This is a genomic window from Bradyrhizobium sp. NAS80.1 (assembly GCF_001908205.1).
Lineage (GTDB): Bacteria > Pseudomonadota > Alphaproteobacteria > Rhizobiales > Xanthobacteraceae > Bradyrhizobium.
The window spans coordinates 41,967-55,179 of record NZ_LGHL01000098.1; the positions used below are offsets into that span (position 1 = coordinate 41,967).

The window sequence follows — 13,213 nt, forward strand, 5'->3', positions numbered from 1 at the left end:
GTGAGATTGTCCAGTAACCCACTGCTGCTTGATCAGTACCGTATTCCCGACGAGCCATATTATCGGGCCTTGAGGGATGAAGTCGGGCTGTTCACGGCGGCCTATGCCAGCCGAATGCCTGTCATGCTGAAGGGGCCGACAGGCTGCGGCAAGACCCGCTTCATCGAATACATGGCATGGAGGCTTGCTCGGCCGCTTATCACGGTCGCCTGTCACGAAGACATGACGGCGGCAGACTTGGTGGGCCGATGGTTGCTCGATCCCGAGGGGACCGTGTGGAACGACGGCCCGCTGACGACTGCTGTACGGCATGGTGCGATCTGCTATCTGGACGAGATCGTGGAAGCTCGCCAGGACACGACCGTCGTAATTCACCCGTTGACCGACGATCGTCGGGTCTTACCCTTGGAAAAGCGCGGAGAACTGATCCGTGCACATTCCGATTTCCAATTGGTGATCTCCTATAATCCTGGCTACCAAAGCGCGATCAAGGATCTCAAGGAATCCACCAAGCAGCGTTTCGCGGCGCTGGATTTCGGCTACCCAGAGCACCGCGTGGAGGTGGAGGTCGTGTCGCGGGAGGCGGGTATCGACCCCCGGATCGCCGACCTCCTTGTAAAAGTCGGCTCCCACAGCCGCAACCTGAAGGGCCAGGGGCTCGACGAGGGTGCGTCCACACGCATGCTTGTGAACGCCGGCCGGCTGATTGGATGTGGCATCGATCTGAAGGAGGCCTGCGAAACCACGATCGTGGTGCCCTTAACCGATGATTTTGACACGAGGAATGCGCTACGGGACGTGGTCCAGGCCTGCGCCTAGGATGAACTAAGGTACACGAGGTCGTGCAGATCAGCCCGTTCGATCATATTGGGTCAGGAGGCCGGCTTGAAGAGCGGCTGCGTGGGCACGACGTCGTCCTGGCGGCCGCGCGAGCTGCGCAGAAAAGGCTCGGTGAACGTAGCGATGCGGTTAGTCAACTTCCGCCTTGGAACGACGTGACTCTCGACCTCTTCGAAGCCAATCTCGGCGAAGCCGTCGTGCTCAGCTTTCTGCGTTTGTCGGGCCAATGGCCCACGCGACGACCTATTGCAGATGTGGTCGCAATTGGCAGGGCGGTACATCGCATTGGCCAGCTCGCCGGGAGCCGGGTCGCGTATGCGACGCTCGCGGAACTGCCAAAGGTTCTCATGGGGATCGCGACGACCGACGAGTTGAGGACCGTCCTAACTGCCCTTGGTCAGCTTGCCGAGGAGGGACCAGAATCTCTCGGCCTGGTTCTGGGACGGCTTGAGCGGCTATTGGGGCATGCAACTCCCGCTGGCTTCTCCGTCTGGGTGTCAGGCGGCTTGCGTGCTGCAGGCGGCAACGCGACCAGCCGGCGCGCCTTCTTCGGCCTGAATGATGCTCTCTCGATGCGCCTGTTAGACGGCCATGGTGGAGCGGGGGACGACTTTACGCGCCTGGAGAAGCGGATCGGGGCGACGATGCTGGCCCTTTGGAACAAGAAGCCGCGGCTGCGCAAGCTTGCTGCCGCGGCAATGCCCACCATTCCGCGGCGGGCATCCCTCGCAGGGGGGCTGCTTGGGCTGCCCGGGACCTGTCCTGGCTTCGAGGGAAAACGCGCAGAGCGTCTCTATCTTGCTGCAGCGGCACACGCCGGTGCACACCTGGTACATTCGAACCAGCGTTTTCCTATTGGGCGCCTGAAGCCGCTTCAGATCGCACTCATTTCCCTCATCGAGGACGCGCGTATTGAGGCGCTGGCGCTACGCGATATGCCGGGTTTGCGGCAACTCTGGCTGCCCTTCCATACGGCGACGCCTTCGCCACAAGCCACTGCGGCAGGTCTGATGGTGCGCTTGGCGCGGGCCCTGGTTGATCCTGATTATGAGGATCACGACGCCTGGATCGAGAAGGGGCGGACGTTGTTCGCGGCGGCGTGCGACCGACGGACCGATCCACTGACCAGCCGCGAGATCGGAGGCCTGCTGGGCAACGACATCGGGCAGATGCGGCTGCAATTCAATGCCAAGAGCTATGTCGTCGAACCCACCTACAGGGACGACAATCTGGCGCTATGGGATTTTGGTGATCAGTCGGATGGGCAGGCCCAGGAGATCGAGCTCCCCGTCGATTCCGTCCGCATCGAGCGGCGGCATGATGACGAGGGAGATCGGCCGGACGATAAGGCTCCGCCCGAGGAAAGCGGGCGCGCGAGAGCTCGAGCGATCGCCGTGCTCGACGGGCTCCCTGTCGCGTCCTATCCGGAATGGGACTATGCAGCTCGGATCGAGCGCCCGGACTGGACAACAGTCCTGGAGGCCGACGCGGCGATCTCGCCTCGCGCAGGTGATCTGCTCCTCGACGAAGTGACAACCCGCAGAGCCTCGACGGTCACGCGTGATGCATCCATAGGCCGCCGACAACGATACAAGGGCCAGTATGACGGGGATACACTCGATCTCGACGCCTCCATTGCGTTCGCGATCGAGAGACGCGCCGGACACTTTGCCGAACCTCGGGTTTACCTTCGCGATGCGCCGGGTCCACGCGATCTCGCCCTCCTCCTCCTGCTCGATCTCTCGCAATCGACCGCCGATCGTGATCGCTCGGGGCGCACCATTCTTGACGTCGAGCGGAAGGCCGCCGCGATCATTGCGACGGCTGCAGAAGCCGCCGCCGACGCAATTGCGGTCCACGGCTTCAACTCAGATGGGCGGGATAACGTTCGATATCTCCGAATCAAGAGTTTTGAGGAGGATATAGACGCAGTCGTACACGCTCGGCTTGCCGGTCTGCAAAGTAGCCACTCGACCCGGTTGGGGGCCGCGCTCCGGCACGCGGGCAGTTACCTTTCAAAGCGGCGGGCGTTCCGCAAGGTTTTGCTGGTGTTGACCGACGGCGAGCCATCAGACATCGATGTGCCGGATCCGCGCTATCTTGCGGAAGATGCCAGACGCGCCGCGCATCAACTTATTCGAAATGGGATCGATATCTTCGGGTTCGGCTTGGGGCAAGGTCCGTTCTCACAGCTCGACCGGATCTTCGGACAACGACGGGCCCTGCGGGTACCTCGCATCGACGTATTGCCACAGCGTCTTGTGCAGCTCTATACCGAACTCAAAAAGTAGGGACAATTTGCTCCCAACGACGCGTTTACGCGAAGGTCGACGCGGATACCGGTGACGAGCGGCGGCGAAGAAGCCGGCGACAGGCCAGCGACGGAAGTCGGCTTATTTCCTCGATAGACCGCTGCGGGTACCGAATCTAGAATGGCTCGCGCGTCGGACGTCGGCTGGAATCCTATGATCGCCAACTGTGAACTTCGGCGCGCGCTCATCTCGAACGCCGAGCCTTCGCGCTGGGATGAGATGTGGCGCGATAGGGTGCTTCGACCGGACGCTTCGATGACCTTCACGATCGGCATCATCTCGGATACGCACGGCCTGCTGAGGCCGGAGGCTCTGCGCGTGCTGGCCTATGCCGACCACATCATTCACGGCGGCGACATCGGCGATCCCGAGATCATCACCGCGCTGCGGAGGATTGCCCCCGTCACGGCGATCAGAGGGAACGCGGACACGGGCGAGTGGGCCACCGAATTTGCCGAAACCGAGTTCGTGCGGCTCGCCGGACGGTTGTTCTATGTCCTGCACGACCTCAACACCCTGCAGATCGATCCCGTAGCTCAGGGCATCGATGTCATTGTTTCCGGCCACTCCCACATACCGAAGATCAACACCGTAGACGGCTTGCTCTACGTGAATCCCGGCAGTGCCGGGCGTCGACGCTTCAGGCTGCCGATCACGCTTGCGAGCCTCGAAGTCACGCCCGACGGGGTGAGACCCGTCATCCACGATCTTGTAGCCGGATAAGCCGCGCCGCAGCCCGTCCAGCCAGGCGAAGCTTTTGGCGCCATCTCGGCCGACAGGCCGGAAGTCGCATCCATGGGCAGCGTTAGATGGGCAGATCGAGCTGAGGTTCGACATCGTCGGTCCTCGGCGTCTGCAGCGACTGCCCGAGGCCGCTTGCCGCCTCGATGCTGGATGTTTGTCCCTTAAGCCTAGTGGATCGATGTAGAAACGTCAATATATTGACGTTTCTGCGGGCAATTGAAACTATAGGCGAAGCCGCAGGCCGCATGAGAGCACGCGGAGAATTGGAGGAAACAATGTGGAGAAATACCGCTTCTATGTTTGCTGCGGCTCTGTCGCCATTCTTGCTTTTTGGCGTTGCCGCAGCGCAGGACAAGGCCGTCAAGGTCGGCGTCCTGAACGATCAAGCGTCAGTTTATTCTAGCATCACCGGTCCGGGTTCGGTCGCGGCCGCGCGTCTTGCGATCGAGGACATGGGCGGCTCGATGTTCGGCAAGCCGATCGAACTGGTATATGCGGATCATGGGCATAAGCCAGATGTCGGCTCGACAATCGCCAGGCGCTGGTTCGATACCGAGGGCGTCGACGCGATATTTGACATTTACAGTTCCGGAGTCGCGCTTGCGGTGCAGGGCATCGCGGAGCAGAAGAACAAGATTCTGGTCGTCTCGATGGCGTCGAGCCGAGACATCGGCGGCAAGTCGTGCTCGCCGAACGGAATGCAATGGGCCAATGACGGATACGAGGTCGCGAATTTAACGGTCAAAGGATCGTCGGGCGACAAACCCACATCCTGGTATTTTATTACGGTCGACTATACCGCTGGGCATTCGATCGAGCGTGACGCACAAAAGATCATCGAAGCCGGCGGCGGAAAATTCCTTGGTGCGGTGCGCTTTCCGCTCAACTCTCCGGACTTCAGCTCCTTCCTGCTGCGCGCCCAGAGTTCTGGAGCCAAGAACATCGGGTTCATCGGCGGTGGCGCCGATATGACCAACGCGATCAAGCAAGCCGCTGAATTTGAGATCGGCAGAACGGGACAACGTTTCGTTCCGTTCTCCCTGACCACGGTCGATATCGAAGCGCTCGGCAACAAGGCGACGCAGGGCATGCCTCTGGTGCTCAGCTATTACTGGGACGAGTCGGAGAAGACGAAGGCCTGGGCAGAGCGCTTCAAGAAAGCATTCGGTAAACTGCCGAGCGATCCCCAGGCCAACGTCTACAGCGCGGTCCTGCACTACCTGAAATCGGTCAAAGCTGCGGGGACGACAGATACGACGGCCGTGCTGGCGAAAATGAAGGAGATGCCGGTCGAGGATCTCTTTACCTCGGGTGCCCGCATCCGTGCCGACGGCCGTCTGATGCGCGACATCTACTATGCCGAAGCGAAGAAGCCGGACGCGATGCAGGGACCGACGGATCTGATCACGCTGGTGAAGAAAATGCCGGGTTCGGAAGCCTTTGTCCCGGCCGACGAAAGCGAGTGCAAGCTCCTGAAGAAGTAAGCGCGGGCCGATTGCTCTGGTGGCCTCGCCCGCGGAGAGAGCCCTCTCCCCGTAAGAAACGGGGAGAGGGGAGACTTACGTCAGCTGTAAAGCCGCGTCAGTTCTTCCTTCTTGACCTTGCCTGTGGCGGTCATCGGCAGCGTGTCCACAATCCGGACTTCGGGAATCTTGTAGACCGCGAGACGTTCGCGGCAAAACGCCGTCAGCGTCTCCGGCGTAACGTCTGCCCTGTGCTCCGGCAGGATAGTTACAAAGGCTACCGGAACTTGCCCGCGCGTGTCGTCGGCGCGACCGATCACGCCGCTGCCGGTCACGGCGGGATGCTGGCCGAGCGTCGCCTCGATTTCCGACGGGAACACGCTCATGCCCTTCACCTTCAGCATCTCCTTGCGGCGTCCGAGGAAGTGGATCGTCCCGTGCTCGGAGATCATGCCGATATCGCCGGTGCGCAGCCAGCCGTCGATCAGCCCTTCGGACGTCGCGTCCGGCTTGTTCCAGTAGCCCCGCAACAGCGACGGCGTGCGGACGCACAACTCGCCCTCTTCGCCCAACGGCACCAGCTTGTTGGATCCGAATTCGAGGATCTTGAAATCCGTCTGCGGGACAGGAATTCCGACGAAAATCTGCTGCTGCTTAAGATCCCGATCGTTGTCCTGCCAGCCACGGGTGAAGGTGTCGTAGGAGTGGGTCTCCGTCATGCCCCAGGCGGCCTCGCGCAATGTCGTGCCCGTCAATTCGCGCCACTTCGTCCGGAATGCGGGATTGAGCTTCTTAACGAAGGACGCCACGATCACCTCCCGCAGCGACGACAGGTCATAGCGGCCGGCATCCCGATGGTTGATGATCTCGACGACATTGTCGACAACCATGTTGGACACCGTGGCGCGGTGGCGCTGGACCGCCGTCATGAAGGCGACCGGGTCCCACCTTGCCAGCAGAACGCAGGTCGCTCCGGTCAGGACCGGCAGGATGATGCCGACGTCCTCGCCAGCGATCCAGAAGATCGGCCAGAAATTGATGATAGTGTCACTCGACGTCACGCTCATCGAGATCGAGCTCATGACGGCACCCGTGAACAGCATGTCGGATTGCGTGTGCACGCAGCCTTTCGGCATGCCGGTGGTGCCCCCCGTGTAGTTCAGCGCGGCGATATCGTTGATCCCGACATCGACCTGCGGGGGCGCTCCGGCCTCCTGCGCAATCGTCGACATCAGGTCGATCGTGCGCGGCACCTCGATTCGCACATCGGTCAATCCCGCCGGTAACGGACCTTCCGGCTCCGCCGGCAGCGCGTCGAGGAAACTGGTGACGAGCACGTGCTCGATCTTGCACTCGTCGCGCACCTCGTCCACGAGCTGCGCCAGGCGATCGTGTGCGATCACGATGCGGGCCTGGGTATCGTTGATCTCGTAGACGAGTTCGGGCCGCGTGAACATCGGGTTGACCGGAACGTGCACGCAGCCGGCCTTCAGGATACCGAAGAAGCAGATATAGAACTGCGGGCAGTTCGGGAGGAATACGGCAACACGGTCGCCCTTGCGTGCGCCCAGCCGCGCGAGGACAGCGGCGAACCGGTCGCTGAGACGATCGAGTTCGGCATAGCTGATCGCGCGCCCGTAAAACATCACCGCAGCCTTGTCCGGCTGACGGCGTGCCCATTCGCCCAAGTACTCGGCAAGTGGCTTGCGCCCCAAGGGGAAAATTGGGTCGCGCGGCACGTCGGCCGGCCACGCAGCGCTCTGTAGCGCACGGGCGTGTGCCAGATAGCTGTTCTCGTCGCGCATATAGTCTGAAGTGGCTTTATTCTCCGTCATCTCTTCCTCCCTGGTCGCGGCCTGCTCACCACAGATCGACGCGCGTCACTCTCCGCTCGAAACGACTGGCATGCGCGGTCGACTTCAGTCCCTCAACGATCCGGCTCCGTGTCTCGCAGGGATCGATGACGTCGTCGATCTCGAGAAACGTCGCACTGCTCAGAGCCTTGTTCTCGGCGTAGGACTTGGCGACCATGTCATCGAACCAGGCCTTGCGGGCGGTGGGGTCTTCGAGCGCCGCGAGTTCCTTGCGATAGGCGAGCTTGACAGCACCCTCGAGGCCCATGGCGCCGAATTCGGCGCTCGGCCACGCGACAATCGTGAACGGCTTCTGGTTCGAGCCTCCGATCATGGCAAGCGCACCCAGCCCATAGCCCTTGCGGAGCACCACCGCGAAAATGGGAACGGTCGCGCGCGCGGCCGCCACGAACAGACGCGAGACGTGCCGCACCTGCGCGGTCTTCTCGACCTCCGGGCCGACCATCATGCCCGGAGTGTCGCACAGCGAGACGATCGGAATGTTGAAGGCGTCGCAAAGCTGGATGAAGCGCGCAGCCTTGTCGCCGCCCTCGGCATCAATGGCGCCGCCGAGATGATGCGAATTGTTCCCGATCAAGCCGACCGGCCTGCCTTCGATACGGATCAGGGCCGTGATCATCCCCTTGGCAAAGGATGACCGCAGTTCGAGAACGGAACCTGTGTCGGCGAGCGCTTCGATGATGGGCCGGATATTGTAGGCGCGAAGGCGGTTCTCGGGCACGGCATGCCGGAGCACGCGCTGGTCGCCGCAGGACCAGTCACGGACTCGTCCCTGGAAATAGCCGAGATACTGCTTGGCGACGGCGACGCCTTCGGCTTCATCCTCGACCAGCGCATCGATCACGCCATTCGGCGCCTGCACCTCGACGGGCCCGATGTCCTCCGGCCGGAAGACGCCGAGACCGCCCCCCCTCGATCATCGCAGGGCCACCCATGCCGATGTTCGAGGTGCGATCGGCAATGATGACGTCGCAACTGCCGAGCAGCGCGGCATTGCCGGCAAAGCATCGGCCCGAGACGACGCCCACGATCGGCACCTTGCCGTTGAGCGCACCCAGGCGGCCGAACGTCGTCGTCTCAAGTCCGGCTGGCGTCGGCCATTCGTCGCCGGGACGGCCGCCGCCGCCTTCGGTGAACATAACGAGGGGCAGCGACCACTGGTCCGCAAGCCCGAGCAGGCGATCCTTCTTCTTGTGATTGATGACGCCCTGCGTTCCCGCGAAAACAGAGTAGTCATATGCCATGATGGCGCAGCGCGACTGCTCCTCCTCGAACAGCGGTCCGTTGACCGAGCCGATGCCGGTGATCAGACCGTCGGCCGGGCTCATCCGGCGCAATTCGGCCGGCGTGCGGCGCTGCCGCTGCGCGGCAAGCGCCAGGCCGCCATATTCGGCGAACGATCCGGGATCGCAGAGATCGGCGATATTCTCGCGCGCGGTTCGCTGATTGGTCTTGCGCCGGCGCGCGACCGCATCCGGCCGATTTTCGTCGAGCAGTTCGGCCCGCCGGGCGAGGGCCTCGGCAAGATCACCGCGAATGTGGTCGAGATCGACCGATTGCTCGGTTTCCGCGCCGGCCCCCGCATCGTCCGACGGCGCCACGTGCAGCAGCACATCGCCCTCGAAGATGGTATCACCCGGGGTCACCAGGATTTCCTCAACCACGCCCGCGACCGGCATGGAGATGAGATGCTCCATCTTCATGGATTCGATGATGAGCACCTGCTGCCCGGCGCGGACCTGCTCGCCGCGGACTACCGAACACGCCACGATCGTGCCCTGCAGCGGCGCCGGGAGCGGCATCAGCCCCTCCGGCGTCGGGACGGCGAGACGATCTGGCGCCACGTCGGCTCGTGCCTTCGCGATCGCTGCGGACGCGTCGAACACTCCGAGCGGATCGACGTCGCGTACGTCGCGTGCCTTTTTTCCCAGGCTTGCCGCCTTGGACTCGTAGGCCGCAGCAGCGGCGAGAATCTCGCTGCCATGCGTCTCGAGGAAGGTCGTCGATATGTGATCGGCGAGAAAATCCTTGTCCTCGGTGATCGCACGCAGCACCGGGATGTTCGTCTGCAGTCCTTCGATGCGGAACTCTTCCAGCGCGCGCCGTCCACGACGAATCGCATCCGACATGTCTTCGGGCGAATAGGCGATCACCTTTGCCAGCAGCGAATCGTACCGCGGATTGGTGCGATAGCCCGCATATCCGAAGGTGTCGATGCGTATGCCGGGGCCGGAGGGCGGCACGAAGCCTGTCAGCGTACCTCCGGTCGGATGCGCGCCGCCGTCGGCGGTCAACTTCTCCATGTTGACACGAAACTGGATTGCTGTTCCGCGCGGCGTCGGCGAACGATCAAGTCCGAGGTCGCGAAGACGCGCGCCCGAAGCGATGCGAATTTGCGTTTTCACCAGGTCAACGCCGAACACCTCCTCGGTGACCGTGTGCTCGACCTGCAGGCGCGGATTTGCCTCGATGAAGACGTAGCCTTCGCCGTTGGCTTCCACAAGGAATTCGAAGGTCCCCAAGCCACGATAGGCGACGTGGGATGCCATCGTTGTCGCCGCAGCACAGAGCACGTCGCGAAGCGCGGGCTTGAGTCCCGGGCTCGGTGCGATCTCGATGATCTTCTGATGACGTCGCTGGATGGTGCATTCACGCTCGCCAAAATGCACGACGTCATGGCCGTCGCCGACGATCTGCACCTCGATGTGACGTGCGTTGGCTAGATAACGCTCGACGTAGAGCCCGTCGGCGCCGAAGGCAGTCTGCGCCTCTGAGCGGCACCGCTCCCAGGCCGAAGTCAGTTCGGATGGCGAGGACACCACGCGCATGCCGCGTCCGCCGCCGCCTGCGATTGCCTTGACCATGATAGCCCCGTCTGCGCCGAGACCGGCGAGGAAGGCCGACGCCTGCTCCAGCGTGACCGGCCCATCGGATCCCTCGAGCACGCGAACGTTGTTGGCGCGGGCAAGCGCGCGGGCCGAGGACTTGTCACCGAACAGTTCGAGCGTTTCCGGAGCAGGTCCGATGAACGTCATGCCTGCGGCAGCGACGGCCCGGGCGAACTGCGCATTCTCCGACAGGAACCCGTATCCCGGATGCACCGCATCGCAATCCGTCTGTCGTGCGGCATCGATGATCGCTGTTATGTCGAGATAGGCTGCCGCGCCGACGCCGGGCAGTTCGAGGGCCTCGTTGCCGGCCCGCGCATGGGCCGAGCCGGCGTCATCAGCGGGATAGATTGTGACCGTGGCCACATCGAGCTCGCCGGCCGCGCGCGCAATGCGCAGCGCGATCTCTCCGCGGTTGGCGATCAGAATCTTGCGAAACGGCATGATGCCTCCGTCTTGTAGGAGATCGCCGACCTGTGCTTTTCGCGCGCAAACCTGATCCCGCGGTGCATGTTCTCCGACGATGGTTTTTCTGTCAATATCTTTACATAATAGGTCAAAACAGTCTGCGCCCCTCTCCGGCCCCTAGCGGATCTTCTCCCGACGGATCTTGATGCCGGCTTTTTCCCGATCCCACGCATCGGGTGTCAACCCCTGCTGCCGCAGCACGTATTTTTCGACCTTTTGGGTCGGCGTGCGCGGCAGGTCGGTCATGATGCGGATGTAGCGCGGCAACATGAAATGGGCGAGCCGCGGCTGAAGGAACTCCAGCAGCTCCGTCGGATTGATGGTCGCACCGGGCGCCGGTGCAACCACGGCCAGCACGTCGTCTTCCGCCATCTCGTTGGGCACGGCGACGACGGCGCATTCCCGAACGCTCGGATGCGCGACGATTTCGGTTTCCACCTCGAACGACGAGATGTTCTCGCCGCGGCGGCGGATTGCGTCCTTCATCCGGTCAACGAAGAAGTAATTGCCGTCCGCATCGCGACGGAATGCGTCCCCGGTGTGGAACCAGCCGTTACGCCAGGCCAGCGCCGTGGCTTCGGCATTCTTGTAATAGCCGGAGTTGAGGGCCCATGGCGCATCGCTGCGAATGATCAGCTCGCCGACAGTGCCGACCGGCACCTCGCGATCATGCGCATCGACGATCCGCAGTTCGTTGCCCGGGCGCTGCCTGCCGCAGGTCCCGATGGCCGCCGGGTTGGGATCGGAAACGATCGGGACGTTGATCTCCGTCATGTTGAAAAGGGTCCAGACCGTGACGCCGAATCTCTCGGCGAAACTGCTGGAGTCATCGGGCAAGGGTATCAGCGTGACCTTCTTTAGCGTATGCCCGCGATCCTCGGGCGAGGGCGGTCGCTTCGACAGGAAGGTCGACATCACGCCGAGCAGGATCGTATAGGTTGCGCCGGTCGCGCGGATCGCCGGCCAGAACGCCTCGGTCTCGAAATCACCGGCTACGGCGAGCGAGCCGCCGCGATTGAGCATGCCGATCGCCGGCAATGTTCCGCCGACGTGGAAATAGGGCAGATAGACGAGGTAGCAGTCGTTCTCATCGAGCATCGGAAACGAGGCCGTTCCGCTCATGTGCCACATGTGGGCGTACGAACTCAGCACACCCTTCGACTGGCCCGTCGTCCCTGACGTGTAGATGATCGACTGGACATCCCACGGCTCGATCGGCCGCGACAGCGGAGGCAGCGTTGCCGGATCGCGGTCGAGATCGGCCAGCGACGTGGTTTGTATGCCGGGAATTGTCGTGGCGAGATCGCCCGACACCACGAGCATACGCAGCGCCGCGCGATCGATATCGCGAAGCCGTTCGACCAGATCCGCACTCACGATCATCACCTGCGCGCCGCCATTGGCGATGACATGCGCCAGCACATTGCCACGGTAGGCGGTATTGATCGGCACGTAGGTCGCGCCGAGCCAGTTGATCGCGTGCCAGACGCGCAGCATCTGTACGCAGTTGGGCATCCAGACGTTGACGAAGTCGCCCTGCTTGACACCAAGCGCGGCGAGACCGGCAGCCGTGCGCTCCACAGAATCGCGATATTCGCGGTAGGTGATAGCGCTCCCGTCCGGAAGGCGGATGTAGGGGCGATCTGGATGGATCTGCGCGCGCTTGTCCAGCACGTAGCGCAACACGCAATCTTCCCGGTCCGGCACGCGAATATCCGCGACGGATGTGGGCTCGGACATCATTTCCTCCTGCAGTGAGCTTTTCAAGCCTTCCGCGACGCCTTGAGCGCACGTCCGATTTTGGCCAGAGCGTCCGCACAGGCCTCGACCTCCGCCGCGGAAAGCGTCGCCGTAATCTTGCGGAAAAATTCCAATGAACGTGCGTGCAGATCAAGCCACGCAGCAACGCCGCCCCTTGTCAGGCGAACAATCTTGACGCGACGATCGGCCTCACTTTCGATCCGCTCGACAAGGCCGATGCCTTCCAATCGCTTGAGCACAGCATCGAGATTTTGACGGCTGACCGCCAAATAGCCGCAAAGATCCGAAAACGACATACCGCGATCGACATCGCGATATAGCGCGCCGAGAAGGACACCCTGCACCGCAGACACGTCAAGTTCGCGCGGAGTGCTTGACTGGTAGAGGTTTGCTGTCTGAAACAGGCGAAAGATCAAGCGGTTGTTTAGTTCATCACGCGGCGTCATGGCAACGCCACGCGCCTGCTTCGGCGCAGTCCTGTCAATCGCCGCCTTTTTTGCGCGCCGCTGCATCTTTCCTACCCTCAGAACGTCAAGATATTGATAAAATAGTGCGACTGTCCATAACTTTGTTTGGACCTACGGGCCGCCAAAGCCCTCATGAGGCTGGCGATGCCAGAGCATGTGAGGAGGGGCGCTGAAGGAATCCGCTCAAGCCGAAGCGGGTCCCGCACGCTGATGTGCTTGGCGTTTTGTGACCGGCTCTTAGAAAATTGGTCCCAACGCCGGAGAGGACTTTTCCAACACAATCGACCCGTCGCCAGCATGATGGAGGTGGCCGCGACATTGCTCCTGACACTCTCCGACGCCAGCTCCCGCTCCAATTGAGCGAAGGACGGCAGCACGTTCAGGGGCAAACGGCCC

At 62.3% G+C, this 13,213-nt stretch carries 7 protein-coding genes and 1 pseudogene; 4 read left to right on the forward strand and 4 right to left on the reverse strand.

Going from position 1 to position 13,213, the window contains the following annotated elements:
• The first annotated feature begins 21 nt into the window (after positions 1-21).
• From AC629_RS22130 to AC629_RS22150, 4 genes are all read left to right on the forward strand, one after another.
• Positions 22-819 (forward strand): CbbQ/NirQ/NorQ/GpvN family protein, encoded by a 798-nt coding sequence (locus tag AC629_RS22130; RefSeq protein ID WP_084807123.1) that lies wholly within the window; start codon positions 22-24, stop codon positions 817-819.
• Positions 820-842: 23 nt separating this feature from the next.
• Positions 843-3,131 carry a nitric oxide reductase activation protein NorD gene (locus tag AC629_RS22140; protein ID WP_143199343.1) on the forward strand — a complete coding sequence of 763 codons (2,289 nt, stop codon included), beginning with the start codon at positions 843-845 and terminating at the stop codon, positions 3,129-3,131.
• Positions 3,132-3,407: 276 nt separating this feature from the next.
• The gene (locus tag AC629_RS22145; RefSeq protein WP_084807124.1) at positions 3,408-3,875 is read left to right on the forward strand and encodes a metallophosphoesterase family protein; all 468 of its coding nucleotides are present in this window, start codon (positions 3,408-3,410) and stop codon (positions 3,873-3,875) included.
• Between the two features lie 164 nt (positions 3,876-4,039).
• A complete protein-coding gene (locus tag AC629_RS22150) occupies positions 4,040-5,380 on the forward strand; it encodes an ABC transporter substrate-binding protein (RefSeq protein ID WP_143199344.1) in 1,341 nt (446 codons plus the stop codon).
• 80 nt (positions 5,381-5,460) lie between these two features.
• Here AC629_RS22150 and AC629_RS22155 read toward each other — a convergent pair whose 3' ends face one another.
• The 4 genes and pseudogenes from AC629_RS22155 to AC629_RS22170 all read right to left on the reverse strand — a co-directional run bounded on the left by AC629_RS22155 (position 5,461) and on the right by AC629_RS22170 (position 12,862).
• On the reverse strand, positions 5,461-7,194 hold the full coding sequence (locus AC629_RS22155; RefSeq protein WP_084807098.1) for an AMP-binding protein: 1,734 nt from the start codon (positions 7,192-7,194) through the stop codon (positions 5,461-5,463).
• A 25-nt stretch (positions 7,195-7,219) separates the two neighbouring features.
• A pseudogene (locus tag AC629_RS22160) lies at positions 7,220-10,565 on the reverse strand (carboxyl transferase domain-containing protein).
• 141 nt (positions 10,566-10,706) lie between these two features.
• Positions 10,707-12,329, reverse strand: a complete 1,623-nt coding sequence (locus AC629_RS22165; RefSeq protein ID WP_084807125.1) for an AMP-binding protein — start codon at positions 12,327-12,329, stop codon at positions 10,707-10,709.
• Between the two features lie 23 nt (positions 12,330-12,352).
• Entirely contained in the window at positions 12,353-12,862 is a 510-nt protein-coding gene (locus tag AC629_RS22170; protein WP_210419089.1) for a MarR family winged helix-turn-helix transcriptional regulator, read from the reverse strand.
• Positions 12,863-13,213: the final 351 nt, after the last annotated feature.